At 69.0% G+C, this 19,747-nt stretch carries 23 protein-coding genes; 15 read left to right on the plus strand and 8 right to left on the minus strand.

What is annotated here, in order from left to right:
- Window positions 1-18 precede the first annotated feature (18 nt).
- Both ACODSL_RS04970 and ACODSL_RS04975 read left to right on the plus strand, forming a co-directional pair.
- Window positions 19-810 (plus strand): glucose 1-dehydrogenase, encoded by a 792-nt coding sequence (locus ACODSL_RS04970; protein ID WP_488899527.1) that lies wholly within the window; start codon window positions 19-21, stop codon window positions 808-810.
- Window positions 811-839: 29 nt separating this feature from the next.
- Complete coding sequence (locus ACODSL_RS04975) at window positions 840-2,693, plus strand: acyltransferase family protein (RefSeq protein ID WP_488899528.1); 1,854 nt, start codon at window positions 840-842, stop codon at window positions 2,691-2,693.
- On the opposite strand, the gene ACODSL_RS04980 is transcribed toward ACODSL_RS04975, so the two are convergent.
- Both ACODSL_RS04980 and ACODSL_RS04985 read right to left on the minus strand, forming a co-directional pair.
- Complete coding sequence (locus tag ACODSL_RS04980) at window positions 2,690-3,211, minus strand: GNAT family N-acetyltransferase (RefSeq protein ID WP_488899529.1); 522 nt, start codon at window positions 3,209-3,211, stop codon at window positions 2,690-2,692. The two genes, ACODSL_RS04975 and ACODSL_RS04980, sit on opposite strands and share 4 nt — an antisense overlap.
- Window positions 3,212-3,220: 9 nt before the next feature.
- A complete protein-coding gene (locus ACODSL_RS04985; protein WP_488899530.1) occupies window positions 3,221-4,054 on the minus strand; it encodes an EamA family transporter in 834 nt (277 codons plus the stop codon).
- Between the two features lie 134 nt (window positions 4,055-4,188).
- Here ACODSL_RS04985 and ACODSL_RS04990 point away from each other — a divergent pair, with 134 nt between their 5' ends.
- The 5 genes from ACODSL_RS04990 to pseH all read left to right on the plus strand — a co-directional run bounded on the left by ACODSL_RS04990 (window position 4,189) and on the right by pseH (window position 7,886).
- Window positions 4,189-4,728 carry a hypothetical protein gene (locus ACODSL_RS04990; RefSeq protein WP_488899531.1) on the plus strand — a complete coding sequence of 180 codons (540 nt, stop codon included), beginning with the start codon at window positions 4,189-4,191 and terminating at the stop codon, window positions 4,726-4,728.
- 324 nt (window positions 4,729-5,052) lie between these two features.
- The gene (gene greA / locus ACODSL_RS04995; RefSeq protein ID WP_488899532.1) at window positions 5,053-5,529 is read left to right on the plus strand and encodes a transcription elongation factor GreA; all 477 of its coding nucleotides are present in this window, start codon (window positions 5,053-5,055) and stop codon (window positions 5,527-5,529) included.
- A 106-nt stretch (window positions 5,530-5,635) separates the two neighbouring features.
- A complete protein-coding gene (locus ACODSL_RS05000) occupies window positions 5,636-6,589 on the plus strand; it encodes a mitochondrial fission ELM1 family protein (protein WP_488899533.1) in 954 nt (317 codons plus the stop codon).
- 11 nt (window positions 6,590-6,600) lie between these two features.
- The gene (locus ACODSL_RS05005) at window positions 6,601-7,320 is read left to right on the plus strand and encodes a cytidylyltransferase domain-containing protein (RefSeq protein WP_488899534.1); all 720 of its coding nucleotides are present in this window, start codon (window positions 6,601-6,603) and stop codon (window positions 7,318-7,320) included.
- Window positions 7,317-7,886, plus strand: a complete 570-nt coding sequence (gene pseH / locus ACODSL_RS05010; protein ID WP_488899535.1) for a UDP-4-amino-4,6-dideoxy-N-acetyl-beta-L-altrosamine N-acetyltransferase — start codon at window positions 7,317-7,319, stop codon at window positions 7,884-7,886. Before ACODSL_RS05005 ends, pseH begins: the two co-directional genes overlap by 4 nt.
- A gap of 125 nt (window positions 7,887-8,011) precedes the next feature.
- On the opposite strand, the gene pseG is transcribed toward pseH, so the two are convergent.
- A complete protein-coding gene (gene pseG, locus ACODSL_RS05015) occupies window positions 8,012-8,983 on the minus strand; it encodes a UDP-2,4-diacetamido-2,4,6-trideoxy-beta-L-altropyranose hydrolase (RefSeq protein ID WP_488899536.1) in 972 nt (323 codons plus the stop codon).
- A 113-nt stretch (window positions 8,984-9,096) separates the two neighbouring features.
- On the opposite strand from pseG, the gene ACODSL_RS05020 reads away from it, so the two are divergent.
- Window positions 9,097-9,957 (plus strand): SDR family NAD(P)-dependent oxidoreductase, encoded by an 861-nt coding sequence (locus ACODSL_RS05020; RefSeq protein WP_488899537.1) that lies wholly within the window; start codon window positions 9,097-9,099, stop codon window positions 9,955-9,957.
- 123 nt (window positions 9,958-10,080) lie between these two features.
- Here ACODSL_RS05020 and pseI read toward each other — a convergent pair whose 3' ends face one another.
- Genes pseI through ACODSL_RS05035 form a run of 3 tightly spaced genes read right to left on the minus strand, consistent with a single transcriptional unit; the run spans window position 10,081 to window position 11,631 of the window.
- Window positions 10,081-11,136: a pseudaminic acid synthase gene (pseI, locus tag ACODSL_RS05025; RefSeq protein WP_488899538.1), complete on the minus strand. Its 1,056-nt coding sequence runs from the start codon at window positions 11,134-11,136 to the stop codon at window positions 10,081-10,083.
- Between the two features lie 52 nt (window positions 11,137-11,188).
- Complete coding sequence (locus ACODSL_RS05030; protein ID WP_488899539.1) at window positions 11,189-11,473, minus strand: glycine zipper domain-containing protein; 285 nt, start codon at window positions 11,471-11,473, stop codon at window positions 11,189-11,191.
- Window positions 11,470-11,631, minus strand: a complete 162-nt coding sequence (locus ACODSL_RS05035) for a hypothetical protein (protein WP_488899540.1) — start codon at window positions 11,629-11,631, stop codon at window positions 11,470-11,472. Before ACODSL_RS05035 ends, ACODSL_RS05030 begins: the two co-directional genes overlap by 4 nt.
- Before the next feature lie 61 nt (window positions 11,632-11,692).
- On the opposite strand from ACODSL_RS05035, the gene trxB reads away from it, so the two are divergent.
- On the plus strand, window positions 11,693-12,700 hold the full coding sequence (trxB, locus tag ACODSL_RS05040) for a thioredoxin-disulfide reductase (RefSeq protein WP_488899541.1): 1,008 nt from the start codon (window positions 11,693-11,695) through the stop codon (window positions 12,698-12,700).
- Entirely contained in the window at window positions 12,694-13,188 is a 495-nt protein-coding gene (locus ACODSL_RS05045) for a GNAT family N-acetyltransferase (RefSeq protein WP_488899542.1), read from the plus strand. The genes trxB and ACODSL_RS05045 overlap by 7 nt, the downstream gene beginning before the upstream one ends.
- 1 nt (window position 13,189) lies before the next feature.
- On the opposite strand, the gene ACODSL_RS05050 is transcribed toward ACODSL_RS05045, so the two are convergent.
- Window positions 13,190-14,365 (minus strand): cell wall hydrolase, encoded by a 1,176-nt coding sequence (locus ACODSL_RS05050; protein ID WP_488899543.1) that lies wholly within the window; start codon window positions 14,363-14,365, stop codon window positions 13,190-13,192.
- A 309-nt stretch (window positions 14,366-14,674) separates the two neighbouring features.
- Here ACODSL_RS05050 and nadA point away from each other — a divergent pair, with 309 nt between their 5' ends.
- The 3 genes from nadA to ACODSL_RS05065 all read left to right on the plus strand — a co-directional run bounded on the left by nadA (window position 14,675) and on the right by ACODSL_RS05065 (window position 17,644).
- Entirely contained in the window at window positions 14,675-15,760 is a 1,086-nt protein-coding gene (gene nadA / locus ACODSL_RS05055) for a quinolinate synthase NadA (protein ID WP_488899544.1), read from the plus strand.
- Between the two features lie 166 nt (window positions 15,761-15,926).
- Window positions 15,927-16,127: a hypothetical protein gene (locus ACODSL_RS05060; RefSeq protein WP_488899545.1), complete on the plus strand. Its 201-nt coding sequence runs from the start codon at window positions 15,927-15,929 to the stop codon at window positions 16,125-16,127.
- Entirely contained in the window at window positions 16,124-17,644 is a 1,521-nt protein-coding gene (locus tag ACODSL_RS05065) for an L-aspartate oxidase (RefSeq protein ID WP_488899546.1), read from the plus strand. Before ACODSL_RS05060 ends, ACODSL_RS05065 begins: the two co-directional genes overlap by 4 nt.
- An 11-nt stretch (window positions 17,645-17,655) precedes the next feature.
- Here ACODSL_RS05065 and ACODSL_RS05070 read toward each other — a convergent pair whose 3' ends face one another.
- Window positions 17,656-18,249, minus strand: coding sequence for a hypothetical protein (locus ACODSL_RS05070; RefSeq protein WP_488899547.1), 594 nt, complete (start codon window positions 18,247-18,249; stop codon window positions 17,656-17,658).
- Window positions 18,250-18,304: 55 nt separating this feature from the next.
- On the opposite strand from ACODSL_RS05070, the gene ACODSL_RS05075 reads away from it, so the two are divergent.
- Both ACODSL_RS05075 and nadC read left to right on the plus strand, forming a co-directional pair.
- Window positions 18,305-18,901, plus strand: coding sequence for a TetR/AcrR family transcriptional regulator (locus ACODSL_RS05075; protein ID WP_488899548.1), 597 nt, complete (start codon window positions 18,305-18,307; stop codon window positions 18,899-18,901).
- Window positions 18,898-19,743 (plus strand): carboxylating nicotinate-nucleotide diphosphorylase, encoded by an 846-nt coding sequence (gene nadC / locus ACODSL_RS05080; protein ID WP_488899549.1) that lies wholly within the window; start codon window positions 18,898-18,900, stop codon window positions 19,741-19,743. Before ACODSL_RS05075 ends, nadC begins: the two co-directional genes overlap by 4 nt.
- Window positions 19,744-19,747 lie beyond the last annotated feature (4 nt).

Genomic DNA, 19,747 nt, shown 5'->3' on the forward strand with positions numbered 1-19,747 from the left:
AAGCCACGGGAGGCAGGAATGACGGGTCGGGTCGCGGGCAAGGTCGTGCTGGTGACGGGCGGGGCGAGCGGCATCGGCCGCGGCTGCGCGGAACTTCTGGCCAGCGAGGGCGCCACCGTCGTGGTCACGGACGTGCAGGACGCGCTCGGCGCGGAGGTGGTCGCAGGCATCGGCGGCAAGGCCGTCTACCTGCATCATGACGTCACCGATGAGGAGGCCTGGATCGGCGTCGTGGCCGAGGTCCGCAAACGCCTTGGTCGGCTTGACGTACTGGTCAACAACGCCGGCATCGGCATGGGCGGTCCGGTCACCGAGTTCAGCCTCGCCGACTGGCGCAAGCAGCAGGCGGTCAATGTCGAGGGCGTGTTCCTCGGCGTTAAGCACAGCCTGCCGCTGATGCGCGAGAGCGGCGGCGGCAGTATCATCAACATGTCCTCCGTCGCCGGCCTGAAGGGTTCGGCCAACATGTCGAGCTACTGCGCCACCAAGGGCGCGGTGCGGCTGTTCACCAAGTCCATCGCCATGGAATGCGCTGCCGCCCAGGATGGCGTGCGGGTCAACTCGGTGCACCCCGGCATCATCGACACCCCGATCTGGGACGGCATCACCTCGACCATCGGCGGCGAGATCGGCAACGCCGGGCCCGCCCGCGCCGTATCCGTCGATGATATCGCCGCCCTCGCCGCGCCGATGGGCGTGAAGGGCTTCCCGGCCGATATCGCGGCGGGCGTGCTCTATCTGGCGTCAGATGAGTCCCGCTACGTGACCGGGACCGAGCTGGTCATCGACGGCGGCATGATCACGCGCTAAAGCCCGGCCCGTTACGGGGCCGGGGGCGCATGAAGTACAGGGCGGATGTCGACGGGCTGCGAGCGATCGCGGTGCTGGCGGTGGTCGGATTCCACGCGGGCGTCCCCTGGCTGACCGGCGGCTTCGCCGGCGTCGACGTATTCTTCGTCATCTCCGGTTTCCTGATCGGCGGGGTCGTGGCCGAGCGTCAGACTCACGGCGACTTCTCGCTGGCGTGGTTCTGGGAGCGACGCATCCGCCGCATCTTCCCGTCGCTCATGGCCATGCTGGTGGTGACCACAGCCATCGCCTGGTGGCTGCTGATGCCGCGCGACCTGCTGGCCTACGTCCGCTCGATGGCCGCGGCGCTGGTCTCGCTGTCGAATGTCTTTTTCTGGAAGACCAGCGACTACTTCGGCGGCGAAGACCTGATCAGACCCTTGCTGCACACCTGGTCGCTGGGCGTCGAGGAGCAGTTCTACTTCGTCTTCCCGGTCCTGATGGTTGTGCTCGCCCGGTTCGTCCCGACGCGGGGCCGGATCGTGCTGGGGGGACTCGGGCTCCTGTCGTTTGGTTTCGCCGTCTGGCAGACCGGCGCGCACCAGGACGCCGCTTTCTACCTGCCCTTCTCGCGCGCCTGGGAGCTTCTGGCGGGCGTGCTGCTGGCCATGTGGCGGCCGACGCTACGGCCGGGTCCGCTCCAGCATGGCATGGGTCTGACTGGCCTCGCCATGATCTTGCTGGCCTGCACCGTCTTCACCAAGGACACCCACTGGCCCGGCGCCGCGGCCCTGTTGCCGGTGCTGGGCGCTGTACTGGTCATCGGCGCGAACGGCGGGATCGTCAGTCGTCTGCTCGCGCTCAAGCCGATGGTCTGGGTCGGGCTGCTGTCCTACTCGCTCTACCTCTGGCACTGGCCGCTGCTGACCTTCCAGCGCTACCTGCTGCCCGGCGCCTGGCCGGCGGCGATCGCGGTCCTGCTGTCGCTCGGCATGGCGGCCCTTTCGCTGCGCTACGTCGAGCGGCCATTCCGCAACAGCGCCTTCCTGACTCGCCGCCAGGTCTTCGCGGCCGGCGGCGGCGCGATCCTCCTCCTGGCCGCCGTCTGCGGCCTGATCATCCTCGGCAAGGGCGTGCCGCAGCGGTTCGACCAGCGCTCGCTGGCCATGGCGGAATCCCGGCTGGAACGGTCGCGCGGCAGCTATCGCGACGGCACATGCTTCATCTCCTACCACTACGACGCCAAGGACTACCGCAAGGACCTCTGTGACGCGCCAGACCCGAAGAAGCCCGACTGGCTGCTCGTCGGCGACAGCCACGCCGCCCACCTCTGGTCCGGCCTGAAAGCCGCCAACCCCGACATCAACGTCATGCAGGTCACGTCATCGGGCTGCGAGATCACCCTGACCAAGGACCCGGTCGAGCGCGACGTCTGCGACCGCATGTCGAAGCTGGTCTACGGCGACCTGCTGATCCACAACCGGCCGGACGGCGTGCTGCTGGCCGGCCGCTGGTGGGCCAAGGACCTGCCACGGCTGTCCGAGACGCTCGACTGGTTCAAGGCTCACGACATCCCGGTGATCCTTGTCGGGCCGATTCCCCAGTACTCGGACGACCTCACGCGCGTGCTGATCCTGTCCTGGCGGTTCCACGATCCCGACCTGCCGCGCAAGCGCATGCTGGACTGGCCGGAGGGCGTCGACCGCGACCTGCGCAAACTCGCGACAGAGAAAGGCGTGCCCTACATCTCGCTGTTCGATCTGCTCTGCGACAAGGGGACCTGCGTGACGCTGGTCAACCCGAACACGCCGCTGCAATGGGACTACGGCCACATGACGCCCGAAGGCTCGCGCTTCGTCGCCGGTCGCCTGCGCGACCAGGGCCTGTTCCCGTTGAAGCGCTAGAGGTCGAGCGCCAGAACCCTGTCCTGGTAGTCGTTGGCGCCGACGTGGAACAGACGCGTCCCGACCTGCCGGAAGCCGGTCTTGTCATAGAAGGCGTTGGCCCGGTCGTTGCGGCTGTAGACCGCCAGCAGCAGCCGCCGCTTGCCGGCCGCACGGGCGGTGTCGATCGCTGTCTGCATCAGCCGCCGTCCGAGACCCTGGCCGTGAAAGCGGTGCAGGGCGTAGATCCGGGTCAGCTCCATGTCCTCCGGCCCCGTTTCGACCGGCAGGTCCGGATCACCCATCAGCAGAAACCCGACTGGCGTTTCACCCGGATCGAGCGTCGCCAGAAACAGCCGCTTCATCGGATCGGCGAGCAGCCGGGCGTAGGCTTCAGGCGCATGCGTCGTGCGGCAATGGTGGACGATGTCCGCCCCGTCGACGATCCCGGCATAGGTCTCGACAAAGGTCGCGGCCGCCACGACCGACAGGCGGTGGGTGTCTTCAGCCGTGCAGGGTCGAATGATGATCTCGCTCATGTGGCGCTTCTAGCTCGCCAGAAGCAGCGCCGCACCCGCCGCGATGGCCAGGGTTCCGGCAATCCGTCCGGCGCTCAACCGCTCCTTCAGGACAAGGACGGCGACGGCGACGCCAAACAGGATCGACGTCTCGCGCAGCGCGGCCAGCCGGGGCGTATCGCCCAGCCGGTAGGCCCACAGCGCCAGGCCGTAGGTCACGATGCTCAGCGCGCCCGCGATCAGGCCCGGCTTCCATTCCTCGCGCGCCGACAGCAGGAAACGCGGACCCCGCCAGAGGGCGAACAGGAGGCCGATGCCGCCGCCGAGCGCCAGATAGACCCAGACGATGTAACTGAGGGCGCCCGGCGCGGCGCGCACGCCCTGGGCGTCGATCACCGTGTACAGGGCGATGGTCACGCCGGTCGCCACCGCCCAGCCGAGGCCCCGGCGGTCGACCTGCCGGCCCAGTCCGACCGCCATGACGCCGCAGGACACGACGCCGATGCCGGCCGCGACCATCAGCGTGATCGGCTCGGAGAACAGGCTTACGGACACCACGGCCGCAAGCACGGGAGCAACGCCGCGTGAGATCGGATAGGCCACGGACATATCGGCCCGCTCGAACGCCTTGATCAAGCAGACCAGGTAGACCAGATGCGTCGCCCAGCTGCCGGCCAGCCAGCCCCAGGCGCCGTGTGGCAGCGGCACGAAGAAGGCCGCTGGAAGCACGATCAACGCCGAAAAGCCGTCGATCAGCGCCCGGCTGGACATCTTGTCCTTGCCGGACTTGAGGATGGCGTTGACCACCGCGTGCGTCGCGCCCGAGGCGATCATCATCAGCGCGGCGGTCTGGGCGGCGGTCATCGGCCTGTCCTGACAGCCTTACCCGGCGGCGCGCAACTCCCGCCTGAACGGTTAACCACAACGCTCATCCCGGGGGTGAAGCCCGGTGCGTCGACCGCCGACCGGACCTAGCGTCAGCCTGAAGGGATTTCGCCATGGTCTCGATGGTCATCTGGGTCGCGTCACTGTTTTCGGTGCTGCTGTTCCTGGGCAGCGTCTGGCTCACGCGGGCCAGCTACTGGCGCACGGCGGCGGCGCTGATGGGCGGGCTGGTCGCGGCGGCGCTGCGGTTCGGCGTCGACACGGCCGCCTTCCAGTTCGACTGGTGGAGTTTCGGCGACACCCCCTACGCCCCGGTCGTGACCTATCTGCCGGTGATGTTCTGGTTCGGCGGTGGTCTGGGACTCGTCGGCTGGCGGATGATCCGCAACTGGGGCGCCGCCGGCGAGATGGGCTTCTTCGCCGGCTTCGTCGGCCTGGGGCTCGGCCGCGACCTTCTTCTGACGCTGGGCTCGGGCGCCCTCACCTTTGGCGACGGCCCCTGGACCATCGCCATCGCCGCCGGCTCCTGGATGGTCATGGCGGTGCTTGTGCAGCTGTCGATGCAACTGCTCGTCGGCCCGATCGACGCCGACGACCTGGCGCCGGAGCGGATCCCGCAGATCGAGGGAGATCCCGACGCGGTCTGGTCCTGACCTCCGCGGCGATCCCGGCCGGTCGGGCAGAATCGAACCGTCGGCGGCATCTGTCCTTTTCGGGTATCGGGCCCTGCGTTGACCTCGAACGCTCGGCCTTTTCCCGGCTATTCCGTCCGTGAACCCCGTCGTCGGGCCTCGAATACAGGGCTCTGCTCCACGGAATCTAGCCAAAGCCTTCCCGCGAAGGCCCGCCGCTTCCGCTGCATCGCAGCATCGGGCTTGTAATTCCGGACCCGCCGGACTAGTCTTGCCGCCCCCGGACGTCTGCGCCCGCGGCCGGATATCAACACCTCCCCAGGGCGAACCCGAGCTAATCTCCGAATGGAAAAAGTGCCGATGACCGCCGGGGGATATACATCCCTCGACGAAGAACTGAAGCGTTTGAAGACGCTGGAGCGGCCGAGTGTGATCGCGGCCATCTCCGAGGCGCGCGCACATGGCGACCTCAGTGAGAACGCCGAGTACCACGCGGCCAAGGAACGTCAGGGCTGGATCGAAGGCCGCATCGCCGAGATCGAGGACAAGATCGCGCGCGCGCAGATCATCGACGTCTCGCGCCTGTCGGGCACCCAGGTGAAGTTCGGCGCCACGGTCACCGTCGTCGACGAGGACACCGAGGACGAGGGCCGCTACCAGATCGTCGGCGAACACGAAGCCGACGTGAAGCAGGGGCGCATCTCGCTGTCCTCGCCGCTGTCGCGCGCGATGATCGGCAAGGAAGTGGGCGAAGTCGTCGAGGTGAACACCCCGGGCGGCGTCAAGGCCTATGAAATCCTGAAGGTGGAGTGGGTGGCCTAGCGCCATCTTTCCACCGTCATCGTCGGGCCTGTCCGGGTTCGACGATGACGGACATTGGGCGCCCGTGACCAGGAAACCTTCAATACCGCCGATCGTGATCTGGGCCGTGTCCGACGGGCGCGCCGGCATCGAGGCCCAGGCCGTCGGTCTGGCCGAAGCTGTCGCGCGCCAGCGCAAGGCGAAGGTCGTCGTCAAGCGCATCGGCTGGAAGGGTCGCCTCGGACGCCTGCCGTGGTGGCTGACCCTGCTTCCCCGCCGCTGGATGACCCCGGAGAGCGACTTCGACGCGCCCTGGCCGGATCTGGTCGTGGCCGCGGGTCGCGCCACCCTGCCCCTGTCGATCCGCCTGCGAAAATGGACCGGCGGCAAGACCTTCGTGGTCCAGATCCAGGATCCCCGGGCGCCGGCCGGTCTGTTCGATCTGGTCGTGCCGCCCAATCATGACCGGCTGAAGGGCGACAACATCGTCTCGATCATCGGCGCGCCGCATCGGGTGACGGCGAAGAAGCTGGCCGACGAATACGCGCGCTTCGCCGCGGCGATCGACCCCCTGCCGCATCCGCGCGCGGCGGTGCTGATCGGCGGCAGATCCAAGGCCTTCGACCTGTCGCCGGAACGGGCGGCGCAGATCGCCCAGCAGATCCAGCTGCCGCTCGAACAGGACGGCGGCTCGCTGCTGATGACCTTCTCGCGCCGCACGCCGCCCCAGGCGCGAGCCCTGCTGACCGCGCGCCTGAAGCACCTGCCCGGGATCATCTGGGAGGGCGAAGGCGACAACCCCTACTTCGCCTTCCTCGCCGGGGCCGACTATGTGCTGGTCACCGAGGACTCGGCCAACATGGCGACCGAGGCCGCCGGCACCGGCAAGCCGGTGTTCATCCTCAAGATGGACGGCCAGAGCCTGAAGTTCCGGCTGTTCCACGAGGAACTGGAAAGCCACGGCGCCGCCCGTCCCTTCGGCGGAGCCTTCCACAGCTGGAGCTACGAGCCCCTGGCCGAGACCGACCGCGCCGCGAAGGAAATCCTCGCGCGGATGGACGCGAAGCGCGACGCGACCTAGCGTCGGCGTCGATGATCCTCGCTATCCTCCAGGCCCGCATGAGCTCCACCCGCCTCCCGGGCAAGGTGCTGATGCCGCTGGCCGGCGCTCCGATGATCGTGCGGCAGATTGAGCGCGTCGCCCGCGCGCGCCGGATCGACAAGCTGGTCGTGGCCACAAGCCTCAGCCCCGGCGACGATGTCATTGAAAAGGTCGTCCGCAAGGAGGGCATCGCCGTCCACCGCGGTTCGCTCGAGGATGTGCTGGCCCGTTTCGTTGGCGCCCTGGAGGAGCATGGCCCGGCCGACCATGTCGTGCGCCTGACCGCCGACTGCCCGCTGGCCGATCCCTTCGTCATCGACGAGACGATCGAAACCCTGCTCGAGACCGGCGCCGACTACGCCAGCAACACGCCGCCCCACCGCACCTTTCCCAAGGGCCTCGACGTCGAGGTGATGAAGGCGGACATCCTGCGCCGGGCCGCGCTGGCGGCTGCCACGCCGGAGGAGCACGAGCACGTCACCTGGGGCATCTGGAACAATCCGGATCAGTACCGGCTGGCCTTCCATTCGCAGCCGGTCGACGAGGGCGAGGTGCGCTGGACCGTCGACCGGCCGGACGACTACGCCTTCATGGCCGCCGTCTACGACGCGCTCTACAAGACCGACCGCGCCTTCACCTCCGACGCCGTCCGCAAATTCATCCACGGACGGCCGGATCTCGCCGACCTTGGCGGAGACCGTCGCGTATGACCGCTCCGACCGTCACCCTGCGCGACCTGACGCCTGAAGACAGCGATCGCCTCCTCACCTGGCGCAACAGCGAGGCGGTGCGGTCGTACATGTACACCGACCACCTGATCAGCGCCGAGGAGCATGCCCGCTGGTTCGCCGGCATCCCGGGCGATGACCGGCGGCGCTACTGGATCATCGAGGCCGATGGCAAGCCGGTGGGCCTGGCCAACCTCTACGACATCGACCGCCGCCACGGCCGCTGCGCATGGGCCTACTACCTTGCCGATCCGTCGGTGCGGGGCCTGGGTCTCGGCAGCTTCGTCGAGTTCTGGATGATCGAGCAGGTCTTCGGGCCCGAAGGCCTGACCAAGCTGTGGTGCGAGGTGCTGGCCGGCAACGAAGCTGTCTGGAGACTGCACGAGAAGCACGGTTTCGTGCAGGAGGCCCGCTTCCGCCGCCATATCGTCAAGGACGGTGCAGGGGTGGATGTGCTGGGGCTGGGCCTGCTGGCCGAGGATTGGACGGAGCGGCGCGGCGAGATGGCGGCGCGGCTGGCGGAGAAGGGGTTTGTTCTGCCCTCTTGAATCCCGTCATGGCCCGACTTGTTCGGGCCATCCAAGCGCAATGAGTTTTGCGGAAGGTCCCGCGCCCACCCGCCGGACCACCGTATTCTTGGGTGGCCCGAACAAGTCGGGCCATGACGGTGTTTTCAAGTGCGGATTTCGAGCACGAGAGTCAGCAGCGCCGCCGCCGCCCGCTCCGCCCCCAGACCGTCGCACAGCTTCGCCGACGTCGCCGACAGGCCGGCCCTCAGCCGATCATCCCGCACGAGCTGTGAAACGGCATCCGACACCCGCGCTTCCAGCCCGGGCCACCGCGCATCCAGCGCGACGGTGACCCCGGCCGCGTCCAGCCGCATCGCCATATCACGCTGGTTGTCGGCGAGGATCAGCGTCACGGTCGGCAGGCCGAGGCAGGCCCGCTCCCAGACGCTCGATCCGCCCGCGCCGACGCAGAGATCCGCGCGGGTGATCAGCCCGGCCATATCATGCGTGTCGACGTGCAGGACAACGCGTCCCTCCGCCGCCAGCGCCTCAAGCGCCGGCAGGCTCGGCGCGCCGGCGCCGACGACCACGTCCATCGCCAGCCCGCTGTCGGCCAGCGCCGCCGCGACCCGGGCGGTGATCCCGGCGACATCGGTCAGGCCGAGGGACACCAGGCACCGTCGGGCCGGCTCGCCGCGCCGCGCCAGCGACGCTTCGCGCGCCGCCACGAATGCGGGCCGCACCAGGGCATACTCGGGGCCCGCCAACACCACGGGCGCGCTGTAGTCCGCCGCCGCGCGGCCGAACGAGGGATCCAGCACCAGGTCGGCGTCATGTGACCTGACCAGATCGTCGATCACCGCCAGACGGCCAGCCCGGCCGCGCCAGGCAACTTCCGTCGCGGGGGCCATGCGGTAGGAATCCAGGACGACCAGGTCGGCGGGAGCATCCTGTCCCACCAAGGGCATGTCCGGGGCATAGCGGGCGAGGATGTCGGCGGCCTCCGGCGTGCGGACGAAGGCGCACGCGGCGCCGCTCGCCGTCAGCGCTCCAGCCAGGGTCAGACAGCGCATGACGTGCCCGCCGCCCACATTGGGGCCGGCGTCACAGACGAACAGGATGCGGGGCGCGCTCATGAGAGACCGGACGGTTTGAGTCGGCGCACCTTAAGCCAAATCGGCGCGCCTCTGGCGAACGTCAGCTTTGGGGGCCATATAGTTCTCAAAGCGAACGCACTCGGGGGGCGAGCATGACCATCCAGAAGAAATCCGTCGTCGTCACCGGCGTCTCCACCGGCATCGGCTGGGGCGCGACCAAAGTGCTGGTGAAGAACGGCTTCCACGTCTTCGGCAGCGTCCGCAAGGCGGCCGACGGCGAGCGGCTCAAGGCCGATTTCGGCGACGCCTTCACGCCCCTGCTGTTCGACGTCACGGACGAGGTCGCCGTCCGCGCGGGCGCGCGCCAGGTCGAGGCGGCGCTGGCTGGCAGGACCCTGGCGGGTCTGGTCAACAACGCCGGCATCGCCGTGGCCGGCCCCCTGCTGCACCTGCCGGTCGAGGAATTCCGCAAGCAGATGGAGGTCAATGTCACCGGCATCGTCACGGTGACCCAGGCCTTCGCGCCCCTGCTCGGCGCCGAGAGCCCGGCGCGCAAGGATCCGGGCAGGATCGTCAACATCTCCTCGGTCGCCGGCCGCACCGGCAATCCGTTCATGGCTCCCTATTCGGCGTCGAAGTTCGCCGTCGAGGGCCTGTCCGAAGCCCTGCGCCGCGAACTGCTGCCGTTCGGCGTCGACGTGATCGTCGTCGCGCCCGGCGCGGTCGCCACGCCGATCTGGAGCAAGGCCGAGGACCTCGACATCACGGCCTACGCCAATACCGTCTATGCGGCGCCCCTCGCGCGCCTGCAGGCCTACATGCTCGGCCTCGGCGCCAAGGGCCTGGCGCCCGAAAAGCTTGGCCAAGTGATCCACAAGGCGCTCACCACGGCAAACCCGAAGGTCCGCTACACCGTCTCGCCCGATCCGTTCCAGGTGTTCATGTCGGAGAAGGTCCTGTCCAAGCGCGGCCTGGACCGGATCGTTGGCAAGCGGCTCGGGCTGCTGGCGTAGTAGCATTGAGAAGATGCTCCCCATCGGGGGAGCTGTCAGGCCGCAGGCCTGACTGAGGGGGTCGGCTCAGATTTCGGGTGACCCCCTCCGGCCCTTCGGGCCACCTCCCCCGAAGGGGAGGATTTAGGCGATCATGTCCCAGTCGAGCGGCTCACCGAAACTGAGGTCGCGGCTGGCCGAGCGGCCCAGCACCCGGTCCAGCTCCGCCGGCGGCAAGCCATTGCCGGGCCGCACCGACCGGACATTGGCCTTCGTCAGCACCTCGCCCGCCTTCACCGGGGCGGTGACATACAGGGACCGGCGGAACTGACGGTTCCCCGCCTCGGAGCCCAGGACGTCGTAGTGGGCCTTTCCCAGCGCCGCCCAGGCGTCGCGACAGTCGCGGACGAGGGCCGTGAACTCGGCCGGCTCGAGGCTGAAGGCCGCATCGGGTCCGCCGTCGGACCTGGCCAGGGTGAAATGCTTCTCGATCACACAGGCGCCGAGCGCCACGGCCGCCACCGCTGTCGCCGTGCCCGGCGTGTGGTCCGACAGGCCGACCGGCACGTCGAGCCGGGCAGCCATGTCGGGAATGGTCCGCACGTTGGCGTCCTCGAAGGTCGCCGGATAGCTGGACACGCAGTGGAGCATCAGCACACCGCTTGCCCCGCCTCCAAGCGCCGCGTCGCGGGCCGCCTCCATCTCGGCCAGGTTGGCCATGCCGGTGGAGATGATCAGCGGCTTTCCCTGCGCCGCTGCGTAGCGGATCAGCGGCAGGTCGACCGCCTCGAAGCTCGCGATCTTGTAGGCGGGCGCATTGAGCCCGGCGAGCAGGTCGACCGCCGTCTCGTCGAACGGGCTGGAAAACAGGGTCACGCCGCGCTCGGCCGCCCGCGCGAACAATGCCGCGTGCCATTCGTAGGGGGTCTGGGCTTCCTGATAGAGGTCGTGCAACGTCCGGCCGTCCCACAGGCCGCCGTGAATGACGAACTCTGGCCGGTCGACGTCGAGGGTGATGGTGTCGGCGGTGTAGGTCTGGATCTTGATCGCGTCGCAGCCTGTCGCGGCCGCTGCATCGATCATCGTCAGGGCACGCTCGAGGCTGCCATTGTGGTTCCCCGACAGCTCGCAGATGACGTAGGGCGGATGGCCGGGACCGATCTTGCGGCCGGCGATCTCGATGTCGGAGGTGGCGGACATGGCGGGGCTCGAAGCGGATGAGTCGGCTTCATCCTAGACCGGTTCGCGGACTTCAGTCCCCGCCGCCGTCTCCGCCCCCATCGCCACCACTGTCGCCGCCATGGTCATGCGACACGCCGTCGCCATGTTCGCGGCCATGACTCCCGCCGTCGCCGGACCAGCCCTCGGCGCCCGAGCCTGATCCCTCGCCCTTGCGCCGGGTGGAGCTGGCGGACAGGGCCACGCCAAACACCACGCCTAGCGCGACGCCCAGGGCGACATTATGGAGCGCGACACCGAGCCCGGCGCCGATGGCGACGCCGGCTCCGATGCCGATGGCAACCCGGCGGCCATTCATGTCCCGGGCTTGCCGCGACCGAACAACAGGAAGACCAGCGCCACCACGAGCCCTACGCCCACGCCGCCGCCGATGCCCCAGACAAGCCCGTGATGCCGCGTCAGCACCGCCGCCGCGATCGCCGCGCTCACCGTCACGGCTGCAATCCGGTAATTCATTCTCTCCTCCCCCGAGGGTCCGCCATCGCGGAACAGAGGAATCATCCCTAAATTACGGCCCATGTCCACAAACACGCCCCGCAGCACTCGCTGCCTGATCATCGGTTCCGGCCCCGCCGGCTGGACCGCCGCCATCTATGCCGCCCGAGCGCTGCTCAAGCCCGTCGTCATCCAGGGCATCCAGCCCGGCGGCCAGCTGACCATCACAACTGACGTCGAGAACTATCCCGGCTTCGCCGACGTCATCCAGGGCCCCTGGCTGATGGACCAGATGCAGGCCCAGGCCGCGCACGTCGGCGCCGAGATCATCAGCGACATCGTGCTGGAGGCCGACCTCTCGCAGCGCCCGTTCCGGATCAGGACCGACAGTGGCCAGGACTGGCTGGCGGAGACGGTGATCATCGCCACGGGCGCCCAGGCCAAATGGCTGGGCCTGGACAGCGAGGCGAAATTCCAGGGTTTCGGCGTCTCCGCCTGCGCCACCTGCGACGGCTTCTTCTATCGCGGCAAGGAGGTCATCGTGGTCGGCGGCGGCAACACGGCCGTGGAAGAGGCGCTGTTCCTGACCAGCTTCGCCAGCAAGGTCACGGTGGTCCACCGCAAGGACGAGTTCCGCGCCGAGAAGATCCTGCAGGAGCGGCTGTTCGCCAATCCGAAGATCGAGGTCATCTGGGACCACGCCATCGACGAGATCCAGGGCGAGACCGACCCGATGGGCGTCACCGGCGCGCGGCTGAAGAACGTCAAGACCGGCGAGACCCGCCAGGTCAGCGCCGATGGCGTGTTCATCGCCATCGGCCACGCCCCGTCGTCGGAGCTGTTCAGGGACCAGCTGGAGACGCACGCGGGCGGCTATCTGTCGGTCAGGCCGGGCACGGCCTCGACCGCCATTCCCGGCGTCTATGCGGCAGGCGACGTGACCGACGACATCTACCGCCAGGCCGTCACCGCCGCCGGCATGGGCTGCATGGCCGCGCTGGAAGCGGTGCGTTTCCTCGCCGAGCAGGACCACGAAGCGGCTCACCACCCGATCAGCCACGGCGAGGCCGCCAAGATCGGCGCATGGTGATCCGCCCGGCCGACGCCGGGGATCACGACGCCATCCGCGCGGTCGTCACGGCCGCCTTCGGACAACCGGACGAGGCCGCGCTCGTCGACGCCCTGCGCGCCGATGGCGACGCCCTTGTCGAGCTGGTGGCGGTCGAGGACGAGGCTGTCGTCGGCCATGTCCTGTTCAGCCCGCTGGCGACCGATACCGGCGCCCGGTTCGCAGCCCTGGCGCCGCTGTCGGTCCATCCTGACCGCCAGAAGGATGGCCTCGGCACGATGCTGATGCAGGTCGGCCACGAACTCTGCCGCGCCGCGGGCGTCGAGGCGGCGGTCGTGGTGGGACACCCGGCCTACTACCCCCGTGTAGGCTATTCGGCGGAGGTGGCGAGGACGATCAGGGCGCCGTTCAACGGCCCATCGTTCATGGCGCTGGCGCTCAAGCCGGATGCGCTGGATGGACCTGTCGCGGTGACCTACGCGAAGGCCTTCGGATTGGGCCGAGACTGACCTAGGGCTCCCGCCGCGTCGCGATCGGCAGGTCGCCGGCCTTGGGATCGGACGCCCCCGTCGGCGGAGCGGTCGCAACAGGCCCGTCCGCGTTTTCCATCGCCTTGAGACGCGCATTGATGTCCGCGATTTCCTGGGCGGTCGGCGGTCGGCGGGCCGGCTGCAGGGCTCCGACGACGCGGACCTGTTCCTCGCCGGCCGAGCCGGGAACCAGGATCGTGTAGGTGCGGCTTTCACCCGCGACGTCGAGGGTGACGGACCGGGTCGTGGGGGCGATCCGGGCGCCGTCGCCCAGCAGCTGGCCGCCCTCGGTCCGGGCGTCAAAGCCCTGCAGAATGTCGGCCGACAGATTGGCCTCGCCGCCCGCGTACCGCGCCGAGAAGGCACGGGGCAGCCCGGCGGGACCCGTCCAGCGGTAGAAGATGTGCCGGCCGATCTGGGTGATCTTGTACAGCGTCGGGGCCCAGTAGGGGGCCACATAGTCCGCGTGATAGTGGGTCGCGGTGCCGACGGCGGTCATGACGTAGCCGTTCAGCGCCCGCCGGGCGACGCCGCGCGCCCTCTCCCACAACACAGGGTTCGGAATGCGCGCGAGTGAGCCGTCGCAGGTGAAGCTGAACTGGCAACCGGTCGCCCGCAGGGAGCCTTCGTAGACGACGCCGCAGACCGACTTGGGGTAGCCCGCATGGCGCAACCGGTTGAGCACGGTCTGTGCCACCGCCGCCATGCCTTCGACGGGCTCGACGGCCGCCTCGTAGTAGATCGCCTGGGTCAGGCACTCCTCGGCCCTCGCCCGGTCCTCGGCTGAGGCGTTCAGCACGAACGGACGGGCCGGTGGCGTCGGGCCGGCTCCAAACGGCTTGAGGGCATTGATCAGCAGGGCGTCGCCGGTTCCGAGCTCAAGCGCGCCCAGCGTCGGGATGCGGGTCAGGTCATAGCTGGTCCAGCCGACGACACGCCCCCAGGTGTCCCGCGTCCGCACCGGGTCATGCCGCTTCGCGAGCGCCAGCATGGCCGGATCCATGTCGGCGGTCAGGCGCGCGAGCGCATCATTGGACAGCCCTCGCGCCACCGCGACCACGCCGCCCATGCGGCCTGTTCCCGCCGCGACCCGATAGTCGGTGACACAGGCAGACAGGCTGATGGCCGCCATCAGGACCAGCAAACGCCGGGACATATGACGCAAGTCCGCGATCAAGCGATCCTCTGAAACCTTGGCTGGGCGGCGAAGCGGGTCGCACCACCTCAAGCGCAGACTAGTGAAGGGCGTTCCGCATCGTGGCAAGACGGCGTCGCGTTGACGGGCCGCCGGCGGGTTCGCGCGCCGGGTCGCGTTTACGGTTGCGTCCTTCCCCTGACGGGTCTATAGAACCTCCATCACTTTTGCTCAGACATAGCATAAGTGGTTCGCGCCGGGGCGGAACAGTCCGCTCGCGGCGTTTTACAGGCCCCTGAAATGCTCACATTGAGCATAAGGAGGATTGAGATGGCTGACGGGTTCGCACCGCTCGACTTCACTCCAGAGGTTGAGGCCGCCACGGCGTCCGCATGGGAAAAGGTCAAGGACCGGGTCACGCCGTTCGAATGGCGCGTCCACGCCCCGCTCATCGCCCGCATCAACCGGCTCAAGCGCGAGAAGAACGCGGTCATCCTGGCCCACAACTACATGACGCCCGAAATCTTCCATGGCGTCGGCGACTATGTCGGCGACAGCCTGGGTCTGGCCCGCGAGGCGGCCCGGTCGGACGCGAAGATCATCGTCCAGGCCGGGGTGCACTTCATGGCCGAGACCAGCAAGGTGCTCTGCCCGGACAAGATGGTGCTGATTCCCGACCTGCGCGCCGGATGCAGCCTTGCCAGTTCGATCACCGGTGCGGACGTGCGGTTGATCAAGCAGCGCTACCCCGGCCTGCCGGTCGTCACCTATGTGAACACGACGGCCGAGGTGAAGGCCGAGACCGACATCTGCTGCACCAGCGCCAACGCGGTCCAGGTGGTCGAGTGGGCCGCGAAGGAATGGGGCGTCGACCGGGTGATCCTGATCCCCGACGAGTACCTCGCCCGCAACGTCGCAGCCCAGACCGACGTGAAGATCATCGCCTGGCAGGGCCGCTGCGAGGTGCACGAGCGCTTCAACGCCCAGGACGTGGCCGACATGCGCGCGGCCTACCCCGGCGCCGAGATCCTCGCCCACCCGGAATGCCCGGAGGAAGTCATCGCCGCCGCCGACTTCGCCGGCTCGACGGCCGCGATGAACGACTACGTCGTGACGCGGAAGCCCAGGCAGGTGGTGCTGATCACGGAATGCTCCATGGCGAGCAACGTCCAGGCCGACGCCCCCGACACCCAGTTCATCGGGCCCTGCAACATGTGTCCGCACATGAAGCAGATCAGCCTGCTGAACATTCTCGAGGCGCTGGAGAAGGAACAGTTCGAGGTCACGGTCGACCCGGCGCTGGCTGTCCGCGCGCGCCTGGCCGTGCAGCGGATGATCGACCTGCCCCCGCCGGCTCAGCCCGCGCGTTACGACCTCGTCAAGGCGCGCCATCACGTGGCTGTGGAGTTGATCTGATGATGACCATCCATCACCTCCCTCCCCTTCATGGGGAGGGTGGCCGGGCGAAGCCCGGACGGGTGGGGAAGCCTGTCGCCACCCCGAAGCCATCCAACACGGCCCTGCACTTCCCCACCCTGACCGCTTCGCGGTCTGTCCCTCCCCATGAAGGGGAGGGAGATCGATGATCGCCATCCGCAAACTCGGCCTCGCCTACGGGGTCAAGGCGACTCCGCCGGAGGTCAGCAAACCCTGGAGCAGCCTGCTGCCCCTGAATGCCCGCAATGTGGTGGAAGAACTGATCCGCCATGGCTGCAGCCTGCAGGACGCCTTCGACGCGATGGTCGTGGCCGATCCAGCCCGAGCCGCATTGGAACTGAGATGACCGAGCGCATCCATCACGACGGCGTGCTGGTGATCGGCGCGGGCCTGGCCGGCCTGACCGCCGCCATGGCCGCCGCGCCGCGCAAGGCGCTGGTGCTGTCGCCGACGCCGCTGAACCAGGGCTGTTCCTCGGCCTGGGCCCAGGGCGGCATGGCCGCGGCGCTGGGTGAGGACGACGCCCCCGCCCTGCACGCCGCCGACACCCTGGCCGCCGGCGCCGGACTCTGCGACCCGGAGATGGTCGATATCCTGACCCGCGAAGGACCGGACGCCGTCCGCCACCTGGCGCAGCTCGGCGCGCCGTTCGACCGCACGGCCGACGGTCACTTCGCCCAAAGCCTTGAGGCCGCCCATAGCCGGGCCCGGGTCGCCCGGGTGAAAGGTGATCAGGCCGGCGCCGAAATCATGCGCGCCATGACCGTGGCCGCCTACGTCTCTCCTCTGATCAGCACCCGCGCCGGCGTCCGCGCCCGACTGCTGCTGCAGGACGCGACCGGCCGGGTGCGCGGCGTGCTGGCCGAACACAAGGGCCGGCTGCTGGCGATCACCGCGGACGCGGTGGTTCTGGCGACCGGCGGCATCGGCGGCCTCTACGCCGTCACCACCACCCCCGCCGAGTTGAAAGGCGAGGGCCTTGGTCTCGCCGCCCTGGCCGGGGCGGTCATCGCCGACCCCGAGTTCGTCCAGTTTCACCCGACGGCCATCGACATCGGGCGTGACCCCGCCCCGCTGGCCACCGAAGCCCTGCGCGGCGAGGGGGCGAGGTTGCTCAACGCCCGGGGCGAAGCCTTCATGATCCGCTACGACCCGGCCGCCGAACTGGCGCCGCGCGACGTCGTGGCCCGCGCTATCCATGCCGAGATCGTCGCCGGGCGTGGCGCCTTCCTCGACGCCCGTACGGCCGTCGGCAGCCACTTCCCCGACGAGTTCCCGGGCGTGTTCGCCGCCTGCGTCAGCGCAGGCATCGACCCGCGCCACCAGGTCATCCCGGTCGCGCCGGCCTGCCACTACCACATGGGCGGCGTGGTCACGGACGCGACCGGCGCCACGACCCTCGCCGGTCTTTACGCCGCCGGGGAATGCGCCTCGACCGGCGTCCACGGCGCCAATCGCCTGGCCTCGAACTCGCTGCTGGAAGCGGCCGTTTTCGGCGCCCGCGCCGGCGCGGCGGCCCGCGATCTCGACGCGCCGGGCGGCCGCGTCATCGTCGGCGAGGCCCTGCCGGATCTGCCCGCCCCGGCCCTGGCCGAGCTACGCCGCGCGATGACTCACGACGCCGGCGTTGTCCGCGACGGTGAAGGCCTGACCCGGCTGGTTGGAACGATTGAGGTCATGAAGGCCCGCCACGGCGAAGGTCCGATCCTGGCTGCCGCCGGTCTCGTCGCCGAGGCCGCGCTTGCCCGCCGGGAGAGCCGCGGCGCCCACTATCGCACGGACTATCCCCTGTCCGCCGAGCCCCCCACCCGCACCTACCTGACCCACCCGGGCCAGCAGGCCCTCAAGGTCGCCGCGGAATGATCTCGACGGCCTCAGGCCGCCTGCAGGCGCCGTCGCGTTTTCAGGTACGCCGCCAGCCGCAGCAGCAGCGCCAGACCGATCAGCGTTACCGCCGGAATCGCCAGCCACGGCTTCTCGCCGAGCCGGCCGACGTAGCTGCGGGTGAAGATGAACAGCACCACCCAGCCGCCGGTGGCGTGCAGGCCCTTCCAGACCTTTGGCCCCAACAGTCTGACCGACAGATCGTTGGAAGTCGTCGCCATCAGGGCGATCAGCACATAGGCAAAGCCGCCGCCGTAGATCTGCAGCTTTGCATTCTCGTGTCCGAAGACGAACGCCGCCAGCAGGATGAAGCCCAGGTGCACCCCGTGGTTCGCGGCGAAGGCCAGGCCGACGGCCCGACGGCGGCGCAACAACGCTGTCCGCCAACCGCCTGGCCAGAGGATCGCCAGGGACGAGGCAGACCAGGCGGCGATGAACCAGGGAAACGACCAGCGCGCCGTCAGCCGCGTGCCGGCGCCCGCCCCGTCCGCGCTCCATCCGCCCTGCAGGGCCATGGCGGTCACGCCGATAGCCAGGGCGACAAGGGCGGAAAGCCCGACGATCTTCCAGGTAGCGAGGCGCATTGGCGTGGTCTCCGGACCCTGTCATACTGGCGGTATGATGCAACATACTGATGGTATGATGTCAACCACGGCGCCGCTGACCAACCGCGAAAGACTGATCGCCCAGGGTCGCCGGCTGTTCACGCAGAAGGGATTCTCGGAAGTTTCGGTCGACGAGATCGCCGCCGCCGCCGGCCTGACCAAGGGCGCCGTCTACTACCAGTTCAAGGACAAGACCGACCTGTTCCGGGCGGCCTGCGAAGCCATGCTCATCGAGGTTGGTCAGGCCGTCGATCAGGCCACCATGGGCGTCACCGAGCACGCCGTGGACGAGATCGTCACCGGCGGCGACAAGTGGCTGGACGTCTATGAGTCCGCCGAAATGCGCCAGATGCTGCTGATCGACGGGCCGGCCGTGCTCGGCGTCGAACAGTGGATGGCGATGCAGGAGCCGGTCGGCATCGGCCTCATCGCCCATGCCCTGGGCCATCTCGTTGAAGCCGACCTGCTCGAGGCGGACGCCGTTCCCGCCGTGGCCCACATGCTGTTTGGCGCGTTCGTTCAGGGCGCCCTGCGAATCGCCGTGTCGGCCGATCCGGACCGCACCAGCCGCGAAGTCCGCCACGCCACCCGCCTCCTGACCCAGGGCCTGATGAAAGGGACCTCCGCTTGATCGCCCCCCTCCCCGACCTGCTGATCGATCCCGTCGTCCGCGCGGCCCTCGCCGAGGACCTCGGCCGGGCGGGCGACATAACCGCCCTGGCCTGCATCGACCCTGACGCCCGCCTGGAGGCGACCTTCGGCGCCCGCAAGGCCGGGACCATCGCGGGCCTCGCCTGCGCGCGGCTGGCGATCCTGGCGATGGACCCCGAGGCGAAGTTCAGGACCAGGGTCAGCGACGGCGATCAGGTCGCGGCCGGAACGGTGCTGGCCAAGGTCTCGGCCAACGCCCGCGCGCTTCTGTCGGCCGAGCGCACGGCGCTGAACCTGCTCGGCCGGCTCAGCGGCGTGGCGACCCTGACCCGCGCCTATGTCGACGCCGTCGCCGGCACGACCGCCCGCATCACCGACACCCGCAAGACCACGCCCGGCCTGCGCGCCCTGGAGAAGTACGCCGTCCGCTGCGGCGGGGCGCTGAACCACCGCTTCGGCCTGGATGACGCGATCCTGATCAAGGACAACCACGTCGCGGCCTGCGGCGGGGTCGGCGAGGCCATCCGCCGCGCCCGCGCCTTCGCCGGCCATCTGGTGAAGGTGGAATGCGAGGTCGACAGCCTTGCCCAGCTGGTCGAGGCGCTGGACGCCGGCCCAGACGTGGTGATGCTCGACAACTTCAGCCTGAAGAACCTGCGCATCGCCGTCGGCATGACCGCCGGCCGCGTCGTGCTGGAAGCCTCCGGCGGCGTGACCCTCGACACCGTCCGCGACATCGCCGAAACCGGCGTGGATGTCATCAGCGTCGGAGCCCTGACCCATTCGGCGAGTGTGCTGGACATCGGCCTGGACGCGGCCTGATCCC

This window comes from Caulobacter sp. FG121 (assembly GCF_057809815.1).

Bases quoted from the DNA above. Each gene is read 5' to 3' on its own strand.
- ACODSL_RS04970 (WP_488899527.1), top strand. From the start codon at position 19: ATGACGGGTCGGGTCGCGGGCAAGGTCGTGCTGGTGACGGGCGGGGCG.
- ACODSL_RS04975 (WP_488899528.1), top strand. From the start codon at position 840: ATGAAGTACAGGGCGGATGTCGACGGGCTGCGAGCGATCGCGGTGCTG.
- ACODSL_RS04980 (WP_488899529.1), bottom strand. From the start codon at position 3,211: ATGAGCGAGATCATCATTCGACCCTGCACGGCTGAAGACACCCACCGC.
- ACODSL_RS04985 (WP_488899530.1), bottom strand. From the start codon at position 4,054: ATGACCGCCGCCCAGACCGCCGCGCTGATGATGATCGCCTCGGGCGCG.
- ACODSL_RS04990 (WP_488899531.1), top strand. From the start codon at position 4,189: ATGGTCTCGATGGTCATCTGGGTCGCGTCACTGTTTTCGGTGCTGCTG.
- greA (WP_488899532.1), top strand. From the start codon at position 5,053: ATGGAAAAAGTGCCGATGACCGCCGGGGGATATACATCCCTCGACGAA.
- ACODSL_RS05005 (WP_488899534.1), top strand. From the start codon at position 6,601: ATGATCCTCGCTATCCTCCAGGCCCGCATGAGCTCCACCCGCCTCCCG.
- pseH (WP_488899535.1), top strand. From the start codon at position 7,317: ATGACCGCTCCGACCGTCACCCTGCGCGACCTGACGCCTGAAGACAGC.
- pseG (WP_488899536.1), bottom strand. From the start codon at position 8,983: ATGAGCGCGCCCCGCATCCTGTTCGTCTGTGACGCCGGCCCCAATGTG.
- ACODSL_RS05020 (WP_488899537.1), top strand. From the start codon at position 9,097: ATGACCATCCAGAAGAAATCCGTCGTCGTCACCGGCGTCTCCACCGGC.
- pseI (WP_488899538.1), bottom strand. From the start codon at position 11,136: ATGTCCGCCACCTCCGACATCGAGATCGCCGGCCGCAAGATCGGTCCC.
- ACODSL_RS05030 (WP_488899539.1), bottom strand. From the start codon at position 11,473: ATGAATGGCCGCCGGGTTGCCATCGGCATCGGAGCCGGCGTCGCCATC.
- ACODSL_RS05035 (WP_488899540.1), bottom strand. From the start codon at position 11,631: ATGAATTACCGGATTGCAGCCGTGACGGTGAGCGCGGCGATCGCGGCG.
- trxB (WP_488899541.1), top strand. From the start codon at position 11,693: ATGTCCACAAACACGCCCCGCAGCACTCGCTGCCTGATCATCGGTTCC.
- ACODSL_RS05045 (WP_488899542.1), top strand. From the start codon at position 12,694: ATGGTGATCCGCCCGGCCGACGCCGGGGATCACGACGCCATCCGCGCG.
- ACODSL_RS05050 (WP_488899543.1), bottom strand. From the start codon at position 14,365: ATGTCCCGGCGTTTGCTGGTCCTGATGGCGGCCATCAGCCTGTCTGCC.
- nadA (WP_488899544.1), top strand. From the start codon at position 14,675: ATGGCTGACGGGTTCGCACCGCTCGACTTCACTCCAGAGGTTGAGGCC.
- ACODSL_RS05060 (WP_488899545.1), top strand. From the start codon at position 15,927: ATGATCGCCATCCGCAAACTCGGCCTCGCCTACGGGGTCAAGGCGACT.
- ACODSL_RS05065 (WP_488899546.1), top strand. From the start codon at position 16,124: ATGACCGAGCGCATCCATCACGACGGCGTGCTGGTGATCGGCGCGGGC.
- ACODSL_RS05070 (WP_488899547.1), bottom strand. From the start codon at position 18,249: ATGCGCCTCGCTACCTGGAAGATCGTCGGGCTTTCCGCCCTTGTCGCC.
- ACODSL_RS05075 (WP_488899548.1), top strand. From the start codon at position 18,305: ATGATGTCAACCACGGCGCCGCTGACCAACCGCGAAAGACTGATCGCC.